At 37.9% G+C, this 26,305-nt stretch carries 17 protein-coding genes, 1 other RNA gene and 6 pseudogenes; 9 read left to right on the forward strand and 15 right to left on the reverse strand.

What is annotated here, in order from left to right; translation table 11 throughout:
- Window positions 1-333: 333 nt before the first annotated feature.
- A complete protein-coding gene (locus AAZO_RS15220; RefSeq protein ID WP_013191925.1) occupies window positions 334-2,388 on the forward strand; it encodes a sensor histidine kinase in 2,055 nt (684 codons plus the stop codon).
- A gap of 42 nt (window positions 2,389-2,430) precedes the next feature.
- Here AAZO_RS15220 and AAZO_RS38585 read toward each other — a convergent pair whose 3' ends face one another.
- On the reverse strand, window positions 2,431-2,679 hold the full coding sequence (locus AAZO_RS38585; protein WP_228371722.1) for a D-Ala-D-Ala carboxypeptidase family metallohydrolase: 249 nt from the start codon (window positions 2,677-2,679) through the stop codon (window positions 2,431-2,433).
- A 146-nt stretch (window positions 2,680-2,825) separates the two neighbouring features.
- Between AAZO_RS38585 and AAZO_RS44620 the strand changes: the two are divergent.
- Window positions 2,826-3,915: pseudogene (locus AAZO_RS44620) on the forward strand (IS630 family transposase).
- 293 nt (window positions 3,916-4,208) lie between these two features.
- Here AAZO_RS44620 and AAZO_RS15240 read toward each other — a convergent pair.
- The 7 genes from AAZO_RS15240 to groL all read right to left on the reverse strand — a co-directional run bounded on the left by AAZO_RS15240 (window position 4,209) and on the right by groL (window position 11,060).
- Entirely contained in the window at window positions 4,209-5,270 is a 1,062-nt protein-coding gene (locus AAZO_RS15240; RefSeq protein ID WP_013191928.1) for a Gfo/Idh/MocA family protein, read from the reverse strand.
- Window positions 5,271-5,351: 81 nt separating this feature from the next.
- Window positions 5,352-6,065 carry a ribonuclease III gene (gene rnc, locus AAZO_RS15245; RefSeq protein WP_013191929.1) on the reverse strand — a complete coding sequence of 238 codons (714 nt, stop codon included), beginning with the start codon at window positions 6,063-6,065 and terminating at the stop codon, window positions 5,352-5,354.
- Between the two features lie 72 nt (window positions 6,066-6,137).
- Window positions 6,138-6,365, reverse strand: a complete 228-nt coding sequence (locus AAZO_RS15250) for a hypothetical protein (protein WP_013191930.1) — start codon at window positions 6,363-6,365, stop codon at window positions 6,138-6,140.
- A gap of 433 nt (window positions 6,366-6,798) precedes the next feature.
- Window positions 6,799-7,186: RNase P RNA component class A (gene rnpB / locus AAZO_RS27965), an RNA gene on the reverse strand.
- Window positions 7,187-7,275: 89 nt separating this feature from the next.
- Window positions 7,276-7,992, reverse strand: coding sequence for a hypothetical protein (locus tag AAZO_RS15255; protein ID WP_013191931.1), 717 nt, complete (start codon window positions 7,990-7,992; stop codon window positions 7,276-7,278).
- Between the two features lie 43 nt (window positions 7,993-8,035).
- A complete protein-coding gene (gene corA / locus AAZO_RS15260) occupies window positions 8,036-9,175 on the reverse strand; it encodes a magnesium/cobalt transporter CorA (RefSeq protein WP_013191932.1) in 1,140 nt (379 codons plus the stop codon).
- Window positions 9,176-9,353: 178 nt separating this feature from the next.
- Window positions 9,354-11,060, reverse strand: coding sequence for a chaperonin GroEL (gene groL / locus AAZO_RS15265; RefSeq protein WP_041643235.1), 1,707 nt, complete (start codon window positions 11,058-11,060; stop codon window positions 9,354-9,356).
- 158 nt (window positions 11,061-11,218) lie between these two features.
- On the opposite strand from groL, the gene AAZO_RS15270 reads away from it, so the two are divergent.
- A complete protein-coding gene (locus tag AAZO_RS15270; protein WP_013191934.1) occupies window positions 11,219-12,301 on the forward strand; it encodes an MraY family glycosyltransferase in 1,083 nt (360 codons plus the stop codon).
- Window positions 12,302-12,725: 424 nt separating this feature from the next.
- On the opposite strand, the gene fabG is transcribed toward AAZO_RS15270, so the two are convergent.
- Window positions 12,726-13,466 carry a 3-oxoacyl-[acyl-carrier-protein] reductase gene (fabG, locus tag AAZO_RS15275; RefSeq protein WP_013191935.1) on the reverse strand — a complete coding sequence of 247 codons (741 nt, stop codon included), beginning with the start codon at window positions 13,464-13,466 and terminating at the stop codon, window positions 12,726-12,728.
- A gap of 744 nt (window positions 13,467-14,210) precedes the next feature.
- On the opposite strand from fabG, the gene AAZO_RS15280 reads away from it, so the two are divergent.
- Window positions 14,211-16,442, forward strand: a complete 2,232-nt coding sequence (locus AAZO_RS15280; protein WP_013191936.1) for a tetratricopeptide repeat protein — start codon at window positions 14,211-14,213, stop codon at window positions 16,440-16,442.
- Between the two features lie 513 nt (window positions 16,443-16,955).
- Here the strand turns inward: AAZO_RS15280 and AAZO_RS15285 are convergent.
- Together AAZO_RS15285 and AAZO_RS15290 are read right to left on the reverse strand one after the other, a co-directional pair.
- Window positions 16,956-17,588 (reverse strand): hypothetical protein, encoded by a 633-nt coding sequence (locus AAZO_RS15285; RefSeq protein WP_013191938.1) that lies wholly within the window; start codon window positions 17,586-17,588, stop codon window positions 16,956-16,958.
- A 400-nt stretch (window positions 17,589-17,988) separates the two neighbouring features.
- A pseudogene (locus AAZO_RS15290) lies at window positions 17,989-18,277 on the reverse strand (YbjQ family protein).
- 353 nt (window positions 18,278-18,630) lie between these two features.
- Here AAZO_RS15290 and AAZO_RS15295 point away from each other — a divergent pair.
- From AAZO_RS15295 to AAZO_RS30730, 4 genes and pseudogenes are all read left to right on the forward strand, one after another.
- A complete protein-coding gene (locus AAZO_RS15295) occupies window positions 18,631-19,314 on the forward strand; it encodes a tetratricopeptide repeat protein (protein ID WP_013191939.1) in 684 nt (227 codons plus the stop codon).
- A 45-nt stretch (window positions 19,315-19,359) separates the two neighbouring features.
- Window positions 19,360-19,800: pseudogene (locus AAZO_RS44625) on the forward strand (type I restriction-modification system subunit M N-terminal domain-containing protein).
- 41 nt (window positions 19,801-19,841) lie between these two features.
- A pseudogene (locus AAZO_RS38610) lies at window positions 19,842-20,399 on the forward strand (N-6 DNA methylase); the annotation flags it as partial.
- 41 nt (window positions 20,400-20,440) lie between these two features.
- Window positions 20,441-20,791: pseudogene (locus AAZO_RS30730) on the forward strand (type I restriction enzyme endonuclease domain-containing protein); the annotation flags it as partial.
- Between the two features lie 159 nt (window positions 20,792-20,950).
- On the opposite strand, the gene AAZO_RS15310 reads toward AAZO_RS30730, so the two are convergent.
- The 4 genes and pseudogenes from AAZO_RS15310 to AAZO_RS15325 form a co-directional block, all read right to left on the reverse strand.
- Entirely contained in the window at window positions 20,951-22,624 is a 1,674-nt protein-coding gene (locus tag AAZO_RS15310) for an NAD+ synthase (protein ID WP_013191940.1), read from the reverse strand.
- An 82-nt stretch (window positions 22,625-22,706) separates the two neighbouring features.
- The gene (locus AAZO_RS15315) at window positions 22,707-23,462 is read right to left on the reverse strand and encodes an NUDIX hydrolase (protein ID WP_013191941.1); all 756 of its coding nucleotides are present in this window, start codon (window positions 23,460-23,462) and stop codon (window positions 22,707-22,709) included.
- Window positions 23,423-24,026, reverse strand: a pseudogene (locus AAZO_RS15320) (nicotinate-nucleotide adenylyltransferase). Before AAZO_RS15320 ends, AAZO_RS15315 begins: the two are co-directional and overlap by 40 nt.
- A gap of 106 nt (window positions 24,027-24,132) precedes the next feature.
- Entirely contained in the window at window positions 24,133-25,509 is a 1,377-nt protein-coding gene (locus AAZO_RS15325; RefSeq protein ID WP_013191943.1) for a nicotinate phosphoribosyltransferase, read from the reverse strand.
- Between the two features lie 372 nt (window positions 25,510-25,881).
- On the opposite strand from AAZO_RS15325, the gene AAZO_RS38615 reads away from it, so the two are divergent.
- The gene (locus AAZO_RS38615) at window positions 25,882-26,034 is read left to right on the forward strand and encodes a hypothetical protein (RefSeq protein ID WP_013191945.1); all 153 of its coding nucleotides are present in this window, start codon (window positions 25,882-25,884) and stop codon (window positions 26,032-26,034) included.
- The last annotated feature ends 271 nt before the right edge of the window (window positions 26,035-26,305 follow it).

Below are 26,305 nucleotides of genomic sequence, written 5' to 3' on the forward strand. Positions count from 1 at the left end.
TTCTGGATCGATATGCGACACAAATCGTTATTACATCTACCGTCCCAAAGTTTTGTTATATCAAGTTTCTTTTTAACCATAGAATTTACGCAACTGGCATATTACTAAGGTGCGTCAGACCTATAAATTGGTTAGCATCAACTGATTTTTGACATCTGACTAACCCTACAAGAAACATTGAGTGTGAGACTTGCGTAAGTTCTAAAGGTATCAAATTCTGATTCCTTTAGCCAATTACAAAAAAGTTCTCATAACTTCATAAAATGCATCATTTAGCTAAACTCATCGCATATCGTTATTATTGTGGTTTGCAGATACGAAGTGAGAGACTCGATGGCTAAGTCCCGTCAATCGTCCTTTCGACGAATTTTAGTAACTAAAATATTGCTACTATTTGTCCCAGTTTTACTAATTGGGGAAATGGTTACACTCAATAAGGCACGTTCCAGCCTTCTGACAGCCGCACGTCAAAACCTAACAGACAGTGCTATTAACAAAGGAGAAAAAATCACTGATGATATCGCTGCACTGAAAACTAATTTACTGAGTGCCAGTCAAACAAAAGCCGTTCAGTCTGGATCATCATATCAAGCGCAAAAATTTCTCACTCAGTTAGCCAAGCAATTACCTACTAAAATTGCTTGTATTCAACTTAAAGCTCTCCGAAAACACAAAATTATTGCTAGTAGCTGCGGCGAGCAAACAATTGCCGAATTGCCAATATCATTTACCAATGATGAAGTGCAGATTACTGCTATTTCACCACCACAACCAGGAAAAACTGGTAAGAAAAACCCAGATAATCAACTGCAATTACTGTTATCAGCACCAGTTTATAGTCAACGAGGAAATTTAGCGTATACCTTAACTATCAAAACTACATTACATCAACAAATTAAACATAAGCAAGGTTCACTGATTGGTTACTTGGTAGTAATTGCTCAAGATGGTACTATCTTGGCTAATTTATCACGGGAAAAATTCGTAACTAATCTTAAGAATCCTTCACATATTCAAAAAATACAAGACATCATTCAAAATGCCATTCAAGGAAATAATAACTCCATAAATATTAATTTCCCAAATGGACAAGAATCAATCGTTGGTTATACAGCAATCCCTAATCCGATTACACAACAAAAACAACAGAAATGGATTATTTTAGCTGTTGCCAGTGTCAAAGATGCCCTGTTGGGTTTAAATGAAATCAAAGTGATTCTCATAGTATTAACTGCTGGTTTAATTGGTGCTAGTTTGTTAGTATCTTTATATTTAGCACCTTACTTAGCTAGTCCTTTAGAAGAACTCAGAGACTATGCTTTAAATATTCACAGTCACCACGCTGCACAACCAATTCCTAGAAACTTTAAAATCCGGGAATTTAATCAACTTGCTCAGGCACTAGACCAAATGGTTGAACGACTCAAAGCATGGGCAGAAGAACTAGAAATAGCCTGGAAAGAAGCTAAATCAGCTAATTTTGTTAAAAGTCAGTTTTTAGCGACAACTTCCCATGAATTGAGAAACCCACTAAATATTATTATTAACTGTGTTCGCTTAGTTAGAGATGGTTTGTGTGATGATCGAGAAGAAGAATTAGAGTTTCTTCAGCGAGCGGATGAAACAGCAATTCACTTATTAGGGATTATTAATGATTTACTCGATATTTCCAAAATTGAAGCGGGTAAAATTTCTGTAATTACGACACCTCTAGAATTACGTAAATTACTACTAGACGTGATTAATTTACAATCAGTTAATGTTCAACAAAAGGGACTACAACTAAAATGTGCAATTGGTAATGAACTGATACCAGTTAGGGCAGATGAGCTAAAACTTAAACAAGTCCTGATTAATATTATTGGTAACTCTACTAAATTCACCGATAAAGGTAGCATCGTTATTAGTACAGACATTCACCACAATAACAGCTCATCTCATGTTATAATTTCTGTAAAAGATACCGGTATAGGTATTGATCCTGGGCAACAAGATAAACTGTTCCGTCCTTTTGTGATGGTGGATGGTACAACTACACGTAAATTTGAAGGTACTGGATTAGGATTGGCAATTTCCCGGAATTTAATTGAACTGATGGGAGGGAAAATCACTCTGGAGAGTTTGGGTTTGCACCATGGAACAACGGTGAAAATTATCTTACCTTTAATTGATATTTCCCTATTATCCGCATCCGGTAAAAAGGGAGATTTAGGTAATCATGAACGCGCGTCAATTAATGAAGTCAAAGGTACTAATTACTCTCACTTGTCGCCAGATAAATCTTCAGAAATTGACGATTTTTCTCCAGGGAAATTAAATACAGAACCCGTTGATAGTGGCGAAATAAGTCTATTTTTACAAAAAGGGGAAAAAGCAACCACGCTCTAGTATTTTCCCCTGTTGTACTAATTGATTAATTCGAGCTTTGAGCTATTGATAAGGGAAAATAATTCTGCCACTAGGTCTAGTATCTCCATGAAAAAATGCTTTATTGCGCCCCATGAATACAGCATCTCCCAAACCTGTAAATAGAGAAGCTTTTAACACTTCCGAAAGTTTGCCAAAATCTTCATTCAGGGGCTGCATATCCAGGGCGTGAAAGTAAATGTGTTGGCTGTTACTAACGCCACTAACACTCTTATTTACCTGCGGTGGACGGTAACCAGAAGTGATTCTAATTGGTGAATCAAACTTTTCTCTTACTCCTCACGAAACTTTTGCTAGTTTAATTGTATTTGCTACATATTCAGAACTAGTAGTCAACCAAGGCAATGTTGCTGGGTAAGCCCCTATAATTGATAAAATAGTCAAAAAAGGGGTTGACCATGGCAAAAAAGTATGTTGTAGATTTAAGCGAAGAGGAAGTTTTACAACTGCAAGCAATCCTCAAAAAAGGAAAGCACAAAGCAAGAAGTATAAACCGTGCAAACATTCTTTGAATGGTATCTGAGGGAGAAAAGGAAACGGCGCTGCCGCAGTTCGAGTTCATGTTGCCAAGGTGGAAAGGACAAGAGAAAAGTTTGTGATTGGTGGATTAGAGTTTGCTTTAAAGGATGGGGAAAATCCACCAAAACCCAAAAAATTAGATGAAAAACAAGAAGCATTTTTGATTGCGACTGCTTGTTCTAATCCGCCAGAAGGAAGAGTGCGTTGGACAATGCAATTATTAGCGGAGCATTTAGTGAAGGTTGGTATCATAGATTGCATTTCAGACGAAACAATACGCCAAACTCTAAAAAAAATGAAATTAAACTGTGGTTAAAAGAACAGTGGTGTATTCCCGAAGTTAACCCAGAGTATGTGTTCAGAATGGAAGATGTTTTGGATTTGTACAATGAGCCATATAATCCGAAAAAACCTACACTCTGCCTAGATGAACGCCCATATCAATTAGTAGAAGAAGTAAGACTTCCTTTGCCACCAGAACCATATCAGCCTGAAGGTTATGATTGTGAGTATAAATGCAATGGTGTTGTAAATTTATTTGGGTTTTTTGAACTAATAGCCGGGTGGAGGCATATTGAAGTTACACAAAGTCGGACAAAAGCTGATTTCGCTAAACAATTAAAAGATTTAGTAGATGTTTATTAACCCCAAGCTGATGTGATACCTTTACTTGTTGATAACCTAAACATTCATACTCCAAGTGTTTTATATGAAGTTTTCTCTCCACAAGAAGCAGGCCGCATTATTCGGAAATTAGAGTTTCACTATACTCCTAAACACGCTTCCTGGTTGAATCAAGTAGAAATTGAATTATCAGTGTTATCTCGCCAATGCTTAGAACGACGTATTCCTAATGTAGGAATATTATCTTCTGAAATTGCTACTTGGGAGTCACAGCGTAATCAACAAAAACCCAGTGTTTATTGGGGTTTTAAAACCAAGGATACACGTAAAAAAATGCAGCGTTGATATCCGAGCATTTAACCCAGCAAAATTGCCTTGGCAGACTACTATTGGGAATGCGAGTACAATCTTTGATCGCTTCACCCCAAGTTAGAGGTATACCTTCCACAATGTACTGGTTAGCATACCCTATTTCACCTCCAGGAAGTTTCACAGTTGAACCGGCACGTGAGCCCAGGAGATGGATTAATGTTGGCTGAGAAATTGGTTAATGATCAAATAAGTATTTTTGCGTTAGCCTGAAAAGGCTGACTGCTAATGGCTGAATGCTTACGTCAAAAAAGCCAAATGGGTGATTATCAACCATTACTGATTTTGATAGATTTTCCTTTTTGATTGAGTGATGTGGTTAAAGCACGGAGAATTACTACTAACTCTCTTCCTACCGAACCAGAGGAAATCAGTGAAGGTGTATTCTGAATAACAGAAGAAACAAAGTGATCGCACACTTTTCCCAGAGGTTCAGCTTTTTCAATTTCCACCACTTCTTGACGTTGATTGACAGGTATAAATGAATTTCCCTCTTTGGTAACTTCACCATGTATCAAAGTTAACGGTGAAGAAGCTGACATTTCATCAAAAATCAAACTACCTTGACTACCCACAATCCCTAACCGACGCTGTTTATCAGGATTCAGCCAGCACAGGTGAACATAAGCTTGAAGATTATCTGGATAAGTCAGTGTCAACCAAAGTAAATCAGCTAAACCTTGGGTTGCAGGTAATGTGCTCATGGTGTTTTCCCCCACTTCCCTATTTCCTTGTAACCAAGCTGTGCCAGTTGCTTGTACTTTTATAGGTAACTTACCTAACCAAGTGTTGAAGATAGCAATATCATGAATTGCTAAATCCCATAGTGCATCAACATCTTGGCGAACAGGTCCCAAATGAGTACGGGTAGCATAACCATAACGTAAATGACCTAACTGACCCGATTGAACGACTGTTTGACCTTTTTCCACTGCTGGGTGAAATAAATAAGTGTGGTCAACCATCAGTATTAATTGCTGATACTCTGCTATTTGGCAAAGTTCCCGACATTCTTCTGGGTCAATAGTCAGAGGTTTTTCTGCTAAAACATGATATCCCTGGTGGAGAGCATCTTTAATTAAGGCATAGTGAGTAGTAGCTGGAGTTGCAATCGCCACGGCTGTGAGTCCCGCAATCTGTTTTACATACTCCCATTCCGTTGTTAATAATACATTTTCATCTAAATCAAATTGTCGTTTGATTTTTGTGAATCTTTCTTTATGTGGGTCTACTACAGCCACTACACTTACCTGGGGGTGTGCGAGAAAATTCCGGAACAAATGTACTCCCCATCGTCCAACCCCCATAACTGCAAGTTTAATTTTAGTCATTGGTCATTAGTTATTGGTTATTAGTCATTAGGCATTGGGCAAGAGATTATTCTTCCCCTACACCCTTATACCCCCACACCCCTAGACTTCTTCAGTAACTGCCAAATAAGCTACTTTAGCAGCAGCCTGTTCAGCCGCTTTTATCGAGCGTCCCTTACCTTGTCCTAACATTTTTTTATGCAACCAAACCTCAGCCATAAAACGCTCATGAGTACGGTGAGGTTGATTAACTTCCATAACTCGATACTCTGGTAAAATTTTAAATTGTGCCTGAGTCCATTCTTGTAAAGCCGCTTTATAATTGAGTCTAGCCGGATCAAGGCGAATTTCTTTTGTTAGTTCTTGAAAGTGGGGATCTAACCAAGGACGTATCAATTCTAAATTATGAGTGCTAAGATAAAGCGCCCCCAGAACCGCTTCAAAGGCATCTGCTAGACGTGACTCTTGACCAACGTGATCAGCAGTAGCACTACCAGCGACTAGTAAGTATAATTCTAAACCATATTCTCTTGCGAGTTGGGAGAGAATGCGATCGCTCACCAACACCGAACGAATAGCCGCAAAATCCCCTACTGAACAATATGGGTAATGTTCCCATAAAACCACAGCAGCCACCAGCCGCACTACCGCATCACCAACAAACTCCAGTTGTTCATAATTTGCCGACTCAGAAACAGTGGCGTGAGTTAGTGCCAAATCAAGTAAAGGCCACTTTATGGGACTATCTGGTGACAAACCTAACTTTTGGACTAAATTTTCAAGTTGCCGTTGACGGCGAGGATAAACGCGGGACATTAGGTAAGTGTGGGAAAAAGGGCTAATAACTCTTAACTTAGCATTAAATATAAAGCATAAATACAAAGTATCTTATCTATTTGATGGTTTTCCGGAAGTCTGTTTCAAATCATTTAAGAAATTAATATTCTTCTCAATAAAAAAAATTCCATTGGGATTTTCAGCATTTTCTAACGCTACATTGAAATCTCTTTCTGCTTCTTCCAACAATTCTCCGCACATTTCCCATGCCCATGCCTTTATTTCTGGCTTGCTTTTGTAGTCTCGTGCTGTATTTATACATTTTTTCGCCATATCCATTTTGGCAGTAGCTCGCTTTTCTAAAAGTGTAGAATCGTGAGGAAGATTAGGCTATCTCAACACATAGATTCACTCATAGATAGATTTTATAATACCCTCTGGCTCACCTATTTTTTCAAGATCTACAACTAACTACTTTCGCAATTTTACTTTCTTCAATTTTGCCTGATAAAGCTCTTCTATTCGCCGTGTTTTGATATTCTGTATTTTTTTATCAAGTCCATAAACTTAAAATTCGTTTTATTTTTTGGTTTGTTTACCATTATAGTTTTTGCACGCCTTTTAACAATTGAATCTTTGTAAATTGCATGAAAATCTTCGGTTTATACCTATAGTTAAGTACTATAGAGTGATCGCATCTTCCCAAAAAACTTAAACTCACCACCGATAAAAAACGAACTATGGAAAAATCAAACATCCATAGTTCATCAAAAGAGAGAGCAGGACATAAGCCGGGTTCTGTTCTCTTGCGAGGGCAGTTATCTATCTGGGACGCTTGTCACCAAACGCCTCTAGCGGCTCTTGTTTAACAGAACTGGTAAAAGACCAACCATAGTTCCTCTGTCCTTGCTCCCAACCGGGGTTTACCGAGCCAGCACCTCTCGATACTGCTGGTGCGCTCTTACCGCACCTTTGCACCCTTACCATTCAATTCAAAATTTTTAATTTTTAATTTTGAATTGTTTTGGCGGTATCTTTCTGTGGCACTATCCTCACGATCACTCGCACTGGACGTTATCCAGCAAGTCTGGTCTTTCGGGAGCCCGGACTTTCCTCAAACCAGTCTTAATAACTGATCTGCAACTGCCTGCGCCTACTCTCCCCTAGATCCAGTTTAAGCCTTGATAGCCCCTTCTGTGTTGTTCAGTTATCAGGTAATTGGTCATTTTTCCCCAGTCCCCAGTCCCCATCACTTTTTCTTATTCCAAGGTAAAGCATAAGTCCAGTGTAATTTCTCAATAGTAAACGGACAATTGATAATTGATATTGGAGGAACATTTACACCCGGAGCTAAACCAACACGTAATTCAGATATTCTCAGCACCAATTGAAAAGAAAATTCTACTTTCTTTTTACCATCCATAAAATCTTTGTACAAACCCTTTAGACTTTTATTATTCTTCATACCAACAATATCAATTAAAGGTTCTCCTGGTTGATATGTTCCTGTGTCTTTGTCCCTTTTTAAAACATCTTCTGCGGTAACATTTTCACAAATTGTTTTTTTAGGAGCAATAATAGTTGGAACTTGCGGTATTGCTAAATCACGGCTGAGGTCTGGAGATTTGCGGATCACTCTACGGGATTTTTTGGTATGTTCAACAACCCAAGAACTATTATCCCAGTCCACATATACCGCTAAACTTTCTGATTTATTATCAATAGTAATTGACACTTCTTTCAAATTGTCTTTCAATTCTTCCAAACAATATGTGCCTGTACCACAGGAAATCCCTACTTTATTTTCAATATTTTGTTCTTTCAATTGTTCATCAACAGCACTTTTTTGGAAATTTAGCATCACCATGTCGTCGATAGATTCAATCATCCGATTGACTGTGTAATATATTCCTAGAATATAAACTGTCAAAATAATTAGATTTTGATCGCTACTTTGTAGTACCATAGAACTGGTAATAAACTCCCTATATGGTTTTGAGACTTGATTTTCACTTAATTTTAAATGAATTAGAAAGCCAACCCTTCTGCCAGAAAAATATTATTAACCCAGCAGAGATTACTGCCATCAATCCCAGACATAATGGATATCCCCAATACCAATTTAATTCTGGCATATTATATGGTGATTTTTCAGTATTAAAATTCATCCCATATATTCCAGCTACAAAGGTTAGAGGAATAAAAATTGATGAAACCACAGTTAGTAATTTCATGATTTCATTCATTTTATTGCTAACTGCTGAAAGATATACATCCATTAATCCAGATGCCAATTCTCGGTAAGTTTCTACCATATCCATGACTTGTACAGTATGATCATAACAGTCTCGTAGATAGATGCGTACATCATCACTAATTATTTCACTACTATCTCTAATCAAAGAATTAATTGTATTCCTTTGAGGCCAAATTGCTCGACGTAATTGTAATAATTCTCTCCTGATTTTGTAAATTTGTTGTAATGTTTGCGGCGTAGGCTTAACAATTACTTCTTCCTCTAATTCTTCAATGCGTTCTCCATAGAGTTCTAGCACTGGAAAAAAACCATCAATAATCGCATCTAATAGAGAATACGCTAAATAGTCTGATCCTTGTTTACGAATTATACCTTTGTTCTTTTTAATTCGCGTTCTTACTCCGTCAAAACAATCATATTCCGGTTCTTCTTGAACTGTCAGTAAATAATGTTTGCCCAATACTAAATTTACTTGCTCACTGTGAAAACCATAGCTTCTTTCTTTTGGTATTACCATGCGAGCAATAATCAGTAATTGGTCTCCATAGTCCTCAATTTTGGGACGCTCTGCCATATTTACCATATCTTCTAATACCAGACAATGTAAATCAAAAACCTGCCCCAATCTTTCTAAGATATCTCTATTCCCTAAACCTTGAACATCCACCCAGGAAACTGATTCAGTATCTAAATAATTAGTACAATCTTCTGGGTTATTTATTTGTACACGAATCAATTCAGCTTGGTTGTAATCAATCAAAATAATATTTGGCTGTACAGCATTTTCATCAATAATTATTGTCCCTGGAACAGTTCCTTGTTGATGATAATAGTCCTGTATGGACGTGAGCTTACTTATATTTTTAGGAAGACGGCGAATTTTTTTAATCATCAAATTTTACCTATAGTAGTTAGCGGTGAGCAGTTGGTAGTTGGTGTCTGATATATGATCACGGCACTAACCTTAGTTTACGTCCTCTCTTCCCTGTTGCTTGTATAAAAAAAGTTTGCCTTTTTGTCAAGACAAACTGTAGAAAGAATTACACTTTATTTATTTGGGACAAGGGTGATTAGAACATACCCATACCACCCATACCACCCATACCACCCATACCACCCATACCACCCATACCACCCATACCACTCATACCACCCATACCACCCATACCACTCATACCAGGGTCAGGAGCAGCAGCTTTCTTTTCAGGCTTTTCAACAACGATCGCTTCGGTGGTTAAAACCATACCCGCGATAGAAGCGGCGTTTTGTAATGCAGAACGGACAACTTTAGCAGGGTCGATAATACCTGCGGCGATTAAGTCTTCGAATTCTCCAGTAGCAGCGTTGTAACCGATGTTAATATCGGTTTCTTTAACTCTACAAACAATGACGGAACCTTCAGCACCAGCATTGTCTGCAATTTGCTTTAAAGGTTCTTCTAATGCTCTTTGCACAATCTCAGCGCCAATTTTTTCTTCAGCGTTGAGGCTATTTTTAATTGCATCTATTTTTGTAGCCAGGTGAATTAAGGTTGTACCACCACCAGGAACAATACCTTCTTCTACTGCCGCTTTGGTAGCGTTGAGAGCATCTTCAATGCGCAGTTTACGGTCTTTGAGTTCGGTTTCTGTAGCTGCTCCCACTTTAATTACTGCTACACCACCAGCCAGTTTGGCAATGCGTTCTTGGAGTTTTTGAGAATCGTAGTCGGAATCTGTTTCTTGCAACTGTTTGCGAATTTGGGCGATTCGCTTCTGTACTTCTAGTTTGGTAGAAGTGCCAGAGACAATGGTGGTACTTTCTTTGTCAATGGTGACTTTCCGGGCTGTACCCAACATTTCCACAGTAGCTGTATCCAAGCTCAAGCCGATTTCTTCAGAAATCATCTGGCCATCGGTGAGAATGGCAATATCTTGTAATAAGGCTTTGCGACGTTCGCCAAAACCAGGGGCTTTAATGGCTGCAACGGCTAAAACGCCCCGTGCTTTGTTAAGTACTAAGGTTGCTAAAGCATCACCTTCTAAATCTTCAGCAATAATTAACAAAGGCTGACCTAAAGGGGCAACTTTTTCCAGTACAGGTACTAAATCCTGAATGGCGGTGATTTTTTTGTCTGTAATTAGGATGCGGGCGTTTTCAAATTCCACCGTCATCCGGTCGTTATTGGTGATGAAATAGGGAGAAATGTAACCCCGGTCAATCTGCATCCCTTCGACTACTTCTAATTCGGTGGTCAGGGATTTGGATTCTTCAACGGTGATCACACCATCTTTGGTGACTTTTTCCATTGCTTGTGCCAGCATATTGCCGACTTCTTCATCGTTACCAGCGGAAACAGTAGCTACTTGAGCGATAGCACTACCTTCTACTGGCTTGGCTACTTGGGCAATTTCAGCTATCAGTGCCTCAACCGTTTTATCTATACCCCGCTTTAATGCAATGGGGTTTGTACCTGCCGCTACGTTTTTGAGTCCTTCTCGTACCAAGGCTTGTGCTAAAACTGTCGCAGTTGTAGTACCATCTCCAGCCACATCCTTAGTTTTGGATACCACTTCTTGGATCAATCTTGCGCCAATATTTTCTAAAGGATCTTCTAATTCAATCTCCTTGGCGACGGTGATACCATCGTTGACAATTTGAGGGATACCAAATTTTTTTTCTAACAGGACGTTACGACCTTTTGGCCCCAAGGTGATTTTCACTGCGTTGGACAGAGCGTTAATACCCTTTTCTAAAGCCCGCCGAGATTCTTCATCAAATGCAATAATTTTCGCCATGTTTAATTTTTCTAACGCTTCCATTAGATAATTTAGCACTCACAGGTAAAGAGTGCTAAGAGTTTCAGCTATTCAATTTTACAAATTGTCATAAAAAATTGATTAATATTACAGTTGATGCTCATTTTGGATACTAGCAGTAATGGTTGAATCGGGAGATGAATTTAGACAACTCCCTTAGATCCCTTGGTATTGCTAACCCTAGCGGCACCGGCTGGTTGGCGGTAGTATTTACTTTTATTTTGGCTTGGCTTGTAACTTGGCGTTTGATTCCCGCCATCCGTAAATTTGCCTTGCGGGTAGGTTGGGCTGACCAACCGAACGCTCGACGACTTAACCGAGAACCCTTACCTAATGCCGGAGGTTTGGCTATCTATGCCGGTGTTATTGCCGCTTTAGTATTAGCCAGTCTTTTACGACCCATTGAACTCCAAGGCGTATTAGCTCAGGTGTTAACTGTACTTTTGGGAGGTTCGATATTAGTCCTAGTTGGCTTTATTGATGACCAATTTGGCTTACCTCCTTCTGTGCGTTTGTGGGCGCAGATGATCACAGCCCTGTTGTTGGTGGCTAATGGCATTAGTATCAAAGTCACGTTTGGTACACCTATCGACTCACTATTGTCAATGGCATTGACAGTATTGTGGGTAGTAGGTATTACCAATGCCATTAACTTGATGGATGGGATGGATGGTTTAGCTGGCGGGATTAGTTTTATTACTGCCATGAGTTTGTTAGGGGTTTCTGCTCAGTTTGACAATCGGGCAGCAGCAACCCTAGTTTTAGCCGCTTTGGGAGGTGCAGCACTCGGCTTTTTAAGACACAATTTTCACCCTTCACGCATCATCATGGGTGATGCTGGAGCATACTTTTTTGGCTATGTACTAGCAGCAACTAGCATATTAGGAAAACTTCAACAAAATACTGTTTATGCTCTTGTCCCGACGATTTTATTTCTGATGTTGCCGGTATTAGACACCACTCAGGTGTTTGTCCGGCGAATCTTAGCAGGAAAAAATCCCCTGAGTACACCCGGTAAAGACCATCTACACCACCGTTTGCTGGCTTGGGGTTTCTCCCAACGTCATGCAGCTTTTACTCTGTGGTCAATCACCTTGTTTTTTAATTTGCTGGCAATGAGAATACAAGGTATGACTTCATCTGTGATGCTAGCTTCTGCCACCACTATTATTTTGCTTTTGGGTTTTAGTATCTGGCAGAGAATCCATAGTAATTCGTAATTAGGGTTTGCTGAGAAAGTCTTTTCGTAAGGCCTAGGAGTCAGGAGTAAGGAGGGAGAATTAGAAGGAGGTAAGAATAGTCTCAAATCTGGGAAATTGATTGTTCTTTGATGGTTCCAAGACTTATTCCTTGCACCTTCTTCACCTTTTCAAGCCCTGAAACTCTTGATCTATAGAGGTTTTCTCTTTATAGAGCTTAACGCCATGCTAGGCTATCAGCAAGCCCTAATTAATAATGCGTAATTCGTAATTAATCATACAAATTACTAATTCAAATGCAAATCATATATTATATATTGATGAAAGCATTCTTTGGGTAAAACTTGTATTTTTCCAAACTCACATTTAATTGGAAGTTCCTTAATTACGAATTACAAATTACATATCCCTCATGGGAACCGGAGGCATTATTAATAATTAGAAATTACATTACCATGCCACCATCGACATTAAAAACTTGTCCAGTGATGTAAGCTGCGGCGGGATCAGCTGCTAGAAAGCTCACCATACCAGCAATATCTTCTGGTTCACCAAAACGCCCTAAAGGGATGTATTGCAGAATGCCTTCGGCTGCGATATTACTGGTCATGTCAGTGGTGATAAAACCAGGGGCAACTGCGTTTACAGTAATACCACGGCTGGCTAGTTCTTTGGCGACGGTTTTGGTAAACCCAATTACACCTGCTTTAGCGGCACTGTAGTTGGCTTGTCCAGGGTTACCCATTTGCCCAGCAACGGAGGATATATTGATAATTCGTCCTGAACGTTGTCTAAGCATAGTTTTACTAACAGCTTTTGTACATAAGAATACACCTGTTAAATTTAAATCTATTACTGCTTGCCATTCTTCCAGTTTCATTCTTAATAACAGGGTGTCACGGGTAATCCCTGCATTGTTGACTAGGATATCAATGCGTTTAAACTTTTCTAAGGTTGTGTTTATCAATGTATCTACTTGATCTGATTGAGAAACGTCTGCTTGGAGGGTGATCGCATCGCCTCCCTTTGCTGTAATTTTTGCTACTAGTTGGTCTGCTGCAGCACTAGAATTAGCATAGTTAATAACGACTTTTGCGCCTTGAGAGGCTAGTTGGAGAGTGATCGCACGTCCGATTCCTCTTGATGCACCTGTGACAATTGCAACTTGATCGTGTAATAATGTCATTGAATTTTCCTCAATCTTCAAGATACCACGCTAATTATTCTATGGTGATTCGGGGATGATTTAAGTATTGAAGCTCATATTTTGAATAACTATATCCCCGACTTCTTTGAGAAGTAAAAATCTATATCCTGGGATTGTGATAAAATTAAATCACAATAATATTAATATTAATATTTATTAAAGATTTTGTCATACCCCACTGACAAAAGAAAAAAAATATTATATGGTAACTAAGATTGAAATTAACACGAATCTGTCTTAAGAAGCCTTAGCTTTGAGTAACTATCGAACAGCCACTTCATTATTGACAGAAACTGGTTTACATGAGTAAATCCAACGTCGCAAACAAGTTAAGGTATTGGAAGTTTTTGGTACTATTAACTGAGGAAGATTATAACTACAAGCAACAATGACAAACAATATGAACGTCCTTGTTGATACTTCTGTGTCGACTCTTGCATTGCGGCGAAACCAGCTAAATGATAATCTCTGATTTACTTACTCTTCATCCTTTTGGGAGTATAACAATACTGAAACCTCAAACATTTGTCAGCCAGCTATAATCACGATTTTTATACCTTTATGAAACACTCTTACAAGGTTATTGATAGAGCGATCACCCATCATAAATCTGCTAAGATCAAATAACCACCCTAAGATCCAGTAACCTTACATCCATCATATATCATAGATTGCATAGACACATACCGCTGGAAATACTAACCAACGGATAGGGAAGGTTTAATGAACAGCAAAAAACCCATATTCTCAAAATTAACTTTAAGAAGCGCCATTTTATTGTCACCCCTCTTGATATGTACTAGTTTTCTCAGTGGAAAACTCGAACTATCAGCTACTGCTCAGGTAATATCAAATCAGGAACGGGAAGAACTAACCAGACTGCGAACAGAAAACCGCATTCAAAAGCAAGTACAGTCAGATTTTGAGCGTGCTTTTACTCGCACCAATACACTACTAAATATCTGGTTAACTATTTTAAGTTTATTTCCAGTAGTTTTAATCGCTACAGTATGGTTTTTAAGAAAAGCCATCATTCAGGAGATTATCGAGCGATCAATGCAACAAATAGAAGGAATAGACAAATTGCAAACTCAACTACTGACTGTTAATCAAGATGCAGGAAACTTGATTCAAACATCACAATATCTTACTCAAGAATTAGCACAGGAAGTTAATAGACTCAAGCAAGCAATTCAAGGTGAAGAAGAAAATTTATCTATTCTTTTATCAGACTTACCAAAATCAAAACAAGAATTTTTAACAGCCTTAGAACGTGAAGTTGAATCTGCTCAAGAGAATATCAGCAATTTAGAATTTAAATTGAATACACAATTAGAACAAGTAACTCTATCTGCTCAACAGCAAAAAATAAATATTGAAAATGTCAGAAAATTACAAGCCGATTTAGTTTCTAAATTTACGCAAGTGAACTTAGAAGTTTTCCATCAAAAAGATACTGCTGTTAATGATATTGAACAATCCCGTTCTCAGTTCATCTCTCTACTTCATGGGTTAGAGTCGGAAACTCTACAACACAAAGAACAGACTTTTGAAAGTCTATCAAAATACCAGTCAAATTTTAGTGAACAGTTATCTCAATTTCAACTAGATACTCAAAATAAAAAAAATGTATTTATAGCTCATCTCGAAGAATTAAATAATTTGTTGAAATCACGGATTGCTGAATTAGAAATTGATGAGCAAAACCAAAAGGATAACCTGGTTGCTACTTTAGTGAAATTACAATTAGAACTTTCTAAACAAGTCTCAGAAATACAGAATACTGCTCAACTGCGTCAACAGGAAATAATTGGTAATTTAGAAGCATCTGCTAGTGAATTTACTGCTCAGTTTTCAGATATTCAGTCTGATCTTGAACAACAGAAATTGAAGATTTTACAGAGGTTTGAAAATTTAGAATCTGAATTTATCAATGAAGTTGCAGCATTACAGAATGATGCTCAAGTTCGTCAACAAGAAATTATTGATAATTTAGAAGCATCTGGTAATGAATTTACTACTCAGTTTTCAGACATTCAATCTGATATTCAACAACAAGAATTGAGGATTTTACATAAATTAGACAACTTAGAAAAGTTAGAATCTGAATTGGTTGATAAACTTTCAAAGATCCTCTTAGATGCTCACCAACGTAAAAATGCAATTTTACAAGAGTCAGTGGAAATCAAACCTCAACCTACTCCAGAACTGCAAACAATCCCAGAAGAAAAACAACTAGAAATTTCTGCTGATCATGATATCAAAGAAGCAGAAATAATTTTTTTAGAAAAACGCTTCGATGAGGCTTTAGCGATTTATGAGCGAGTCGTTAAAATTAAGCCTGATGATGCAGAAATTTGGCTAAAGCGAGGTTTAACTCTGAGTAGGTTAAAACGCTATAAAGATGCGATTATATCTTACAATCAAGCCATTAAAATTAATCCTGATTATCATCAAGCTTGGTGTGATATTGGTGTAGCTTGCGGTAATTTAGGTAAACATCAAGAAGCTTACAACTGTTTTGATAAAGCTACACAAATTAAGCCTGATGATGGTGTGGCTTGGTTCAATCGTGGGTTATCTTTGCTAGAATTGGAGAATTATGAAGATGCTATTTCTTCCTTTGATAAAGCTTTGGAATTTCAACCCAATTCCCCCAAAATTTGGGATAAACGCGGTTACACTTTGGTAAGATTAGGGCAAGATGACGAAGCGATTACAAATTTTGATAAAGCATTAGAAATTAATCCACATTATCCTAGTGCTTATTATAATAAAGCAGCTTGTTTTGCACTGCAAAGAGAAGTTCCACTAGCTTTAGAGAATCTCCAAAAAGCTATTCAAATTAAACCTAGCTACAGAGAAGATGCTGCAACTGATATAGAGTTTAATGATTTTAACAAAGATTTCAGATTTCAACAATTAATTAAAGGTGAGTATGGCGGTCGTGAATAAAGCCCAAAAAAAGTCATATCATGATCGGTTAAATATACTGCAAACGGGTGAAACTTGGACTTATGTCATACTGATAGTGCAGGGTGGTGTAAGCCATGGGTAACGTAGTGCAGCTTATCCCTTCAGCACACTGGGTGAACCCAGAGCATGCCGTAGGCTCTAGTATCTCGGAGATTTCTTCACTATCTCTTTCAGAGACGCTCCGCGAACGTTCAGAATGACACTTTTAAACCGTTCTTAGTATAATGATGATATCTGTTAGGGCTTGGTAATTGGAAAAAATTAATTACTAGTACAGTAGGGCGTAAATAGACCAACCCTTCCAAATCTCTGAAAAGCTCATGCCATATAGATTTTGAATTTTGAATTCACGGCCGTACTACGGTAATAATCGAATCCCCAAATTCTCAAATAATTCAGGGACGTAGAATTTATTGTTTGAATTTTCAAACCAAAATTGTTCGACTTATCACTCACGACGAAATCCAAAATTTCAAATCTAAAAAAAATTGGTTAATGATTGTAATTATTAGTCCGGGGTGTGCGAGCGCCCACAACTGCACCCATTAATGCTGTTGCTAAACTCAATAAAGAACCTAAGACAAACCACCATAATGTTCTGGAAGTTGCTGCTGCTATTTCACGAGTTTGTGCGGTGGTTAATGCAGGTAAATTTGGTGATATGGTACTTCCTTGTAGTCGTAGTTGATTCATTACTTCGGCAGCATTATAAGCAGCAACACCAAAAGCACCCCAGACTCCATTTGCTAATAGAAAAGAACTAATTGCTAGGGTTGTTCCCCAAAGAATTGCGCCATTAAGTAGGGCTGTATCTCGGTGCATTGATCCACAAGCGCGAGTTGTTACCCAACCACCAAGAAATAGGGAAAGTAATAATGCGAGAGTTGACCAAATTCCTACATTACTAATAATACCTGTAGCAATTGATCTTGGTGCTAAAGAGTCGGCTATTCTACCTGCACCCAGCGCTCCAAAAAAGGAACTCAAAATTAGTTGAATGGCCAAAGCCATCAAAACACCAGAAATAACTGGACCCCAACGCACGCGATCACGATATTCTGTTACTCTAGTAGCGACCGTAGATTCAGGAATAATTTCATCGCCTACTCGATTTACGTATGACATAGTTTATTTGCTCCCTTGCAATTTTAGTAAGGATTATCAGGTATATTTAATGCTTATATTTACAATTAAATTCCCAATTTGGCTTTTTAATCTCTATCAATGGAAAGAGTTAATCACTATGTCTGTAGTTAGAATAAATTTGGGCAAACCTGATTAAATTAAACTAGTAAATTACGGCATAAATCAAACACTAATTTCAGAGTTTATAAACAACTTATTATGATGTATTGAATTTTAATTCATTTTGATACTAGGTTTAGTTATCTTCAATATCTGAATATGATCAAATCTAATCATAGAACTGACTATGAATTAGATTGTATAAGTCAGACTTTTTATCTATTAGAGAATGATGAAAATATTAGCGAATTTTTACTGCTGTACCTATAGCAATAATCAGTCATAAAATTCCAGGTTGGTCAACGTTGATTGTACCAGTCTCAATGTCAATCCCGATGACAGCATCGGCTCCTAAACACTGCGCTCTGTTTTCCAGTTCTTCTAGCGCCTTTCGTTGTCCTTCTTCAAATAAACGCTCATAACTACCAGTACGTCCACTAATAATATCACGAATGCTGGCTAAGAAATCCCGCAGGAAATTTGCTACCATAGACAACTTCTGCTGTTACTATGCCCAAATAAGAATCAATTACAGCACCTTGAATTACATCGGTGGTACTTAAAAGTATCAATTACCTCATAAATAGCAAATAGCTGGATATTTTCTAATTTTGCATTTTTTTGATGAAGAAGGTAACAATGCCTGGAACTTTCTAGATTTTGTTGTCATCCTAATAAGGTAAGTTGCTAGTTAGGGGAACGGAGAACAGAAGGCAGTTAATAACTGTAGTTTTGATCAATTACCTTTATACCTGAACGATAACAAGGAAATTTGGTTCATGACACTACTATCAGTAATCAAACCGGATTTGTATATTTGAATGGAGTATTTTGTCAATGTGAAAAAATACCGATTTCAAATTGAAAGATTTTTGTCTTAATGTACAAACAAAAACTTCATTAAAATTTAAGGAAATTTATTGTGTATAAACAGACATCATTTTTAGTGACTGTTCTATTATTAGGATCTCTCGTTACTACTACTCCTTTGGTAGCAGTGGGTGCAGAAGTATTAGTTGCTCAAGCCAGTAATCAGCGGTTAAAGGAACTGCTGGAAGAAGGACGGAGGCTAGTAGATGCGGGGGATTATAATGGAGCGATCGCAGTTTATCAGGAAGCAGGGAAATTAGATCCTAGAAATGCCAAAATTTATTCTGGGATTGGCTATTTATATGCTCAACAAAGTAATTTTCAATTGGCGTTAGCTGCTTATGGCCGAGCGATCACTATCGACCCTAATAACAGTGATTTTTATTACGCCGTAGGTTATATCAAAGGTAACACAGGAGACACACCTGGCGCTAAGGAAGCTTATCGTCGTGCCATCCAGCTAAACCGTAATAACGTTAATGCTTATTTAGGTTTAGGTGTAACCCAAACTACTTTGGGAGACTACGAATCAGCAATGTGGGCTTATGAACAAGCAATCAACCTGAATAGGAACAACCCCCGCACCTATGAGTTGATGGGTTCAATGTTTAAGCAGCGAAGACAAACTCAAGAAGCCAGCAATATTTTAAGAAAAGCCCTGAATTTATATCGTAGTAGTAATGACCCAGAAGGTATAGACCGGGTAGAAGCCTTGTTACGAGAAATAGGCGGTTAATTATTGCAGCTTGCAGCTTAGTCTGCTAACGCAGACTAACTATGTATGAAGTTTAATAGGTTGGGGGGTCACTTAGATGCTGCCAAATACAAGCACGTTGTCCTGGGTTTGATTTTGCTCAAGTACATTTCCGATACTTTTAACGAACTCTAGGAGAAATTAGCAGAGGATGAATACGCAGACCCAGAAGAAGGAGACAAATACAAAGCAGACAATATATTTTACGTCCCCCAGGCTGCACGCTGGTTACATTTCCAGAGTAATGCTAAAAACCCGCTGATTGGGCAGTTAATTGATGAGGGGATGGAGGCCATAGAAAAAGAAAACACCTCTCTCAAAGGCATATTACCCAAAGAATATGGTAAACCCTCCCTAGATAAACGATTACTGGCGGAATTAATAGGTTTAATTAGCACAATTGGTTTAGGAGATGCTGAAAGTCGCTCTAAGGCTATTTCAGGTAGAGAGTTTACGAGTATTTTTTAGGCCATTTTGCCAGTGCGGAAAAGAAGAATGGAGGACAATTTTACACTCCTAGATGTGTAGTTCAATTCTTAGTAGAAATACTAGAATCCTACAAAAGACGAGTTTATAATCCTTGTTGCAGTTCTGGGGGAATGTTTGTCCAGTCAGAGAAATTTGTTGAGTCTCATGGTGGAAAAGTTGGGGATATTTCTATTTATGGACAAGAATCTAATCCCACAACTTGGAAACTGTGCAAAATGAATTTAGCTATCCGGGGGATTGAGGGAAATATTGGTCATCAGAGTCGTGATACATTCCGCAGTGATTTACACAAAGATTTAAGAGCAGATTATATATTAGCAAATTCTCCTTTTAATATGAGTGGTTGGGGAGGAGACAAATTACAAGAAGATGGACGTTGGATTTACGGAACCCCTGCGGTTACTAATGCCAATTACGCCTGGGTTCAACATATTATCACTCATTTATCCCCTCAATATTCTGGGGGGTTTGTATTAGCTAATGGTTCAATGAGTCCTAATCAATCTGGGGAAAAAGAGACTAGGAAATCTTTAATTGAAGCAGAGTTAGTTGATTGCATGGTGCCGTTGCCAGGATAGTTATTTTATAATACCCAAATTCCGGCTTTGAACTAGCAAAAGCTATACCGGAGGCACAAAGACGGGGTGAAGACTTGGGACTAACGGTCGATGAAACAGCTTTTTATGATACCTTGGAAGTAAACGAGAGTGCAGTGATGGTTTTGGGAGATGACACCCTTAAAGTGATCGCTGGTGATTTAGTAAAAGCAATTCGTGCTAATTTAACCATTGATTGGACAGTGAAAGAAAATGTCAGATCTAAATTACGAGTAACAGTTAAATGATTATTGAAAAAGCATGGTTATCCACCAGATAAATGTGATAGAGCAACTTCCACAGTTTTAGAACAGGCAGAATTATTGTGTAAAGCACTGGGTAGCTTAAATGTAAAAAGATTGGCCATACCATAGGCACTCTCTCAAAGAGGGCTACGGTGTACACACAAGTTGGAGTAAACTATCACGTAGGTCAACACATTGAATATTCTGGAATGTGTTGGACTCCTGGCAGTATAGTGAAGGATTCTCAGAATTTTATGATTCAAAAATTTGGCATCTGGAAGGTTGCGGTTACTGAATACTAAAAACTCTAGCAATAGGCATTCTCCAACCAGTACCAAAAGCGCGGTCAGTGATTTTGAGTCCAGGGGGTGCTTGTCGGCGCTTAAATTCAGCCCGCGCTACCATTTGCAACACTCGGTTGACAATAGCTGAATCGTGACCAGATGCAACTATCTGTTCTCCTGATTGGTGGTCATGAACCAAGTGTTGTAATATATCATCTAATATCTCATAAGCAGGTAAAGAATCTTGATCAACTTGACCAGGTTTGAGTTCGGCGCTTGGTGGTTTAGTGAGGATATTTTGGGGAATAATTTCCCTATTGCTATGGAAATTTAACCAATTACAAAGAGAATAAACACGAGTTTTGGGAACATCTGCAATTACCGCTAAACCACCATTCATATCACCGTAGAGAGTGCAGTAACCAACAGCCATTTCTGATTTATTCCCAGTAGATAAGAGCAGATAACCAAATTTATTTGCTATAGCCATTAATAAATTACCTCTAATCCGGGATTGAATATTTTCTTCGGCAATACCAAATTCTGTTCCGGCAAACAGCTCAACTAGAGAATTATTAAACCCTTGCATTAATTCCCCAATGGGTAAAATATGGGTTTTAATTTCCAAATTAACAGCTAATGCCAAAGCATCAGTAAGAGAATGTTCAGAACTATAAGGAGAAGGCATCAGAATTCCTAAAACGTTTTCTTTGCCTAATGCCGCAGTAGCAATAGCAGCGACTAAAGCCGAATCAACCCCGCCACTTAAACCTAAGACAACTTCAGAAAAGCGACATTTATTAACATAATCGCGCACACCCAAAACCAAAGCATGCCAAATTTCCTCATCTTCAGATTCATAAACTGGGGAAATAGAACCTAGCTGTAAATCTCGTTGTGTTTCATCAAATTCAACGACTAACAAATCAGTCTCAAATCCTTTAGCACGACAAATAATCTCACCTTGAAGATTCAAAGCAAAACTCCGACCGTCAAAAATTAAATCATCATTTCCGCCGACTTGATTAGTGTAAATTACTGGTTCTTGAAAATTTACAGCACTATGTTGCAACATTGCTTCCCGTAACTTTTGCTTACCAACTGTGTAAGGTGAAGCCGATAAATTAACAATTAAATCTACACCTAAAATCGATAAATCAGCAATGGGATTAACTGCATAACTACGTTTACCCCAAAATTCCTCATCATTCCATAAATCTTCACAAATTGTTACTCCAATATTGATATCATCCAAAGAAAAATAATTAGCCTGTAACCCTGGTTCAAAATATCGTTTTTCATCAAATACATCATAAGTTGGTAATAGTCGTTTGTGAAAATATTGCTTTATTTTTCCTGCTTCTAACCAAGCAATACTGTTAAATAAAGTTTTACCGCCATTAATGTATGCTTCGGTATTTTTGACAACAGTTCCCACTAATACAGCTAAATTGGGTGGTAAGTCTTTAGCTAATTTTTGTAATGTGGTATTCATAGCTTCCACAAAGCTAGGATTTAATAATAAGTCTCGTGGTGGATAACCACATAAAGAAAGTTCTGGTGTCAATAATAAACGTGCATTTGCTGATACTGCCTGTTGTGCAGTTTCCAGAATTTTTTGGGCATTTCCGGGCAAGTCACCAATGATAGGATTAAGTTGAACAATGGTTATCTTCATATAAAAGGTAATTAGTAATGAGTGATTGGTGATTCGTAAATAATTATTTTCTCTTCCCTATTCCCTCTTAACTATCACCTATTTAAATAAAAACTAAAGGTTTATCTTTAAAAGGTGCAAAGGCTTCTGCATCAAACTTATACAAACTAGCAGGACGACCTACTCCTCTCGATATTTTAACTCCAGTATCCGATAAAAAACCTAGCTTGAGTAAACGCGCTCGAAAATTAGAATAATCTGAGAAATGTTCCCCTAGAACCGTGGTGTATAGCTGATATAAATCATTGAGAGTAAAGGTGTCTGGTAAGACTTCAAAAGCTACAGGACTGTACTCTAATTTATTTTTCAATCTTCTGTGTCCATAGGTGATAATTTCATGATGATCAAATACTAGTTGGGGTATTTGTTTAACTGGATACCATGCAATACCAGCAACTTTATCAGCAATTAATTCTGCTTCTTCAAACCGGACTAAAGCAAAGTAACTTACTGATAAATAACGCACTCCATAGCTATCAGTTTTTTCCCTTGGATCACGATTGGGACCACCAAAAGTATAGAGTTGTTCTAAATAGAGATTATTGACTTTTATTTTTTCTGCCATAATGCGATAAGCCGCATCTTCTAAAGATTCTCCTTGACGTACTAAAGTACCGGGAAGACTCCAAGAACTTAAAAATGGCTCTTGCTGTCGGATTACTAATAAAACTAACAGCCGATTTTGGGCTGTATCTACAGAAAAAATTACATTATCTACACCGACTTTGAAATCAGCCAAAGGTTGTTGATTTAGTTGATTTATCGGATTGGGATTTTTTTTGTGGTTGCGTGCTGGCATTTAAAGGTACAAATGCTCTCGATAAATATAAGCGATCACAGGGGGGGTAAGAGTTTCGGGATCTTTTTGTTCACGAAAAGCTGTGGAAGAGACATCTAAACCAGTTAAACTGGCGATGGCAATTTTACCTCCTAACTGCTTAATTTCCTCCAAAGTAGAATCATTTATGACATAGCCTGGTCGAGGAATTACTAAAAGTTGCACTTGTTTTAACAATTCTTCAACATGATACCATCGTGGTAGCTGATGCAATAAGTCTGAACCAATTACTAAAGTATATTCGGCGTTATCACCCCAACGGAATTTAGCTTTTTCTACTGTTTCAAAAGTCCGCCAACTGCTCAAATCTTGTTCCAAAGAAATATTATCTCTGGGATTTTCTATATCTCTGAGTAAAAGTTGTAACATAGCCGCCCGATGAGGTAAAGGAGTTTGCTGAGACTTAAAGGGATTATCAGCAGCCCAAACAGCAACCCCATCAAAATCTTCAGATAACCACTTGAGAATGTTTTGATGTCCAGCAGTTGGTGGATCAGCACTTGTTCCAAATAAGGCAATGTTCATAATATAGGAGTTCAAGAAGTAGGTGAAAGTTGACATTTCACAGTTATAAATTGCTAACTACTCACTCAGCACTATAAGTTAATCATCTGTGTATCTGTATTCAAAGTTAGTGTTTTTCCTTCGTTTCCTCAGTCAAGTTTAGCAACATTTGAGAAATTTCTACTTTCAGAGAAATAGGATTTTTTAATCTTCGTATTTCTTCTGATAAACTAGCGACAGAAAACTCTGTTCGCTGACGAACTGTTGTTAAACTCTCAGGTTTTTGTAATTGTTTACCCTCTTTCATCACCAACTGCAATAAAGGTTTTTTATCAGAATTATTTTCATATGATAAACCTAATTTATCTGCTTGTAATTTACTTCCTGTAAAGGAACGAAATATTTGTTTACGTCCTGGATAAGTAAACTTGCCACTAGACATTTTCATCACTGGAATACCATCAACATCTACTAATTTATAAACTCCATTGACAGGAGAACCTGTAACTAATTTTGTTCCTAAACCATAACCATCAATTTCTGCACCTTCTGTTTTGAGTCGCTGAATTTCCCATTCATCTAAATCACCACTGGCAAAAATTGAAACTTCTGGTAGGAGCGCTCGCACTGTTTTTGATAAACTAACCAAATCTCCAGAATCCAACCTCACCCCCGTTAATTTCATTTCCCCCGTTTTTACTTTCAGCGCCAACTTTTGAGCGGCAGCAACAGTATCATAGGTATCAATTAACAATGGGGCACCCGGAAAATATTGATGAAAGGCTGTAAAAGCTTGTTCTTCACTTCCTTCTAAAGCTGATAAAGCCATAACTAAAGCGTGTGCCATAGTACCACTTGGTTTTTGGTCTAGTTGTATCGCTGCTAACACATTAGAAGTTGCATCTAAACCACTAGCTAAAGCTGCCCGTGCAGCCCATAAAGAAGCTTGGGGACTAAAAGCCCTGCGCGTGCCAAATTCTAGAAGTGTTACTTTTTCTCCCGCAATATCACGTAATCTAGCTGCCTTTGTAGCAATTAAAGTTTGGTAATTAATAGTATTTAAAAGATATGTTTCTACTAACTGTGCTTGCCATAAAGGCGCTTCCACCCGTAGAAATGGCTCATTGGCAAATACCGCAGTTCCTTCTGGTAAAGCCCATACATCCCCAGTAAAAGCCCCTTCAGCCAGTAATGACCAAAAACGCTCAGGTACATGGGTAAAAATTCCCGTCTCCTGCAAAGCAGCAATTTGCGCGGAATTAAAGCGGAATTTAGCCAAGTATTCCAAAGCTTGCGCGAAACCCATAGCTATTAAATAGCCAAAACCATTAGGTAAGTGTCTCACAAATAATTCAAAACTTGCCCGTTTTTGTTCTATCCCTTCACCTGTGTAACAAGCTGCCATTGTTAGCTGGTAAAGGTCAGTCAGCATGCTGTAATCTTCTTGACTGAGATTCAGTTCTGGGTTTTGGTAGCCATAGCCCACATCTATAAAAGTGGTCATATAACTGTATCCTAGCAAAATTGCTTATCTAATTATAGTAAATAACACCATAATTAATGTCAAGTCTAAGAATAATTATGCTTGAAAGTCTTGTAAATACAGGCAAATTAAGCGATGAAAACCTATTATTTTACTATTTTTAATAGTAAAACCAACAATCAAGCGGTGGAAATGCCCTTTACTACGATGGCAGTTACAATTACAATTAAACAGAAAAGTTTGCAAATTCAACAAAATAAGGTATTACGAATATATCTGAATAATCATTGCAGATAATATCAATATATTGCGAATATGAGCAAGTGTATAGATATCAGCATTAAATTATAGATATGAAAAATGGAAAGCATAAAAAAAGGGAGTCTAAATATTATGGGTATCACTAAAATGCTTACTAGCATAACTCAATTTCTTTGTGAAGGCTTCATGCGAATTTTCAGCCCTACAGATGATGCCTATCCTGTAATTGGGTTCCAACCTTTTACTGGGGATCCTTATAAGAAAGGTAAAGCAGCGTCTTGGTAGATATTTATTTAAAAAGACTTCACAACTGTAGAAGTAATAACAATGAAGGCCTGAGATCAAATTCCACGCCTTTTTCTTGATAAGAATAAGGTGACAAGTGACACGTGACAGGAGAATGAGAGGGCAGGGTGTAGAGGAGAAGATTTCCTCTTTTCCCTACATCCTTATACCCTTAGAGAATGTTTGAAAATTTTAGGAGGTATAAATAAATTGTCATTCTGAGCGCCATGAAATGGGGCGTATCCCTTCGGGACACTGCGTTAACGTGAAG

Source organism: 'Nostoc azollae' 0708 (assembly GCF_000196515.1).
GTDB lineage: Bacteria > Cyanobacteriota > Cyanobacteriia > Cyanobacteriales > Nostocaceae > Trichormus_B > Trichormus_B azollae.

Bases quoted from the DNA above. Each gene is read 5' to 3' on its own strand.
- AAZO_RS15220 (WP_013191925.1), top strand. From the start codon at position 334: ATGGCTAAGTCCCGTCAATCGTCCTTTCGACGAATTTTAGTAACTAAA.
- AAZO_RS15240 (WP_013191928.1), bottom strand. From the start codon at position 5,270: ATGACTAAAATTAAACTTGCAGTTATGGGGGTTGGACGATGGGGAGTA.
- rnc (WP_013191929.1), bottom strand. From the start codon at position 6,065: ATGTCCCGCGTTTATCCTCGCCGTCAACGGCAACTTGAAAATTTAGTC.
- AAZO_RS15250 (WP_013191930.1), bottom strand. From the start codon at position 6,365: ATGGATATGGCGAAAAAATGTATAAATACAGCACGAGACTACAAAAGC.
- AAZO_RS15255 (WP_013191931.1), bottom strand. From the start codon at position 7,992: ATGGTACTACAAAGTAGCGATCAAAATCTAATTATTTTGACAGTTTAT.
- corA (WP_013191932.1), bottom strand. From the start codon at position 9,175: ATGATTAAAAAAATTCGCCGTCTTCCTAAAAATATAAGTAAGCTCACG.
- groL (WP_041643235.1), bottom strand. From the start codon at position 11,060: ATGGCGAAAATTATTGCATTTGATGAAGAATCTCGGCGGGCTTTAGAA.
- AAZO_RS15270 (WP_013191934.1), top strand. From the start codon at position 11,219: ATGAATTTAGACAACTCCCTTAGATCCCTTGGTATTGCTAACCCTAGC.
- fabG (WP_013191935.1), bottom strand. From the start codon at position 13,466: ATGACATTATTACACGATCAAGTTGCAATTGTCACAGGTGCATCAAGA.
- AAZO_RS15280 (WP_013191936.1), top strand. From the start codon at position 14,211: ATGAACAGCAAAAAACCCATATTCTCAAAATTAACTTTAAGAAGCGCC.
- AAZO_RS15285 (WP_013191938.1), bottom strand. From the start codon at position 17,588: ATGTCATACGTAAATCGAGTAGGCGATGAAATTATTCCTGAATCTACG.
- AAZO_RS15310 (WP_013191940.1), bottom strand. From the start codon at position 22,624: ATGAAGATAACCATTGTTCAACTTAATCCTATCATTGGTGACTTGCCC.
- AAZO_RS15315 (WP_013191941.1), bottom strand. From the start codon at position 23,462: ATGCCAGCACGCAACCACAAAAAAAATCCCAATCCGATAAATCAACTA.
- AAZO_RS15325 (WP_013191943.1), bottom strand. From the start codon at position 25,509: ATGACCACTTTTATAGATGTGGGCTATGGCTACCAAAACCCAGAACTG.
- AAZO_RS38615 (WP_013191945.1), top strand. From the start codon at position 25,882: ATGGGTATCACTAAAATGCTTACTAGCATAACTCAATTTCTTTGTGAA.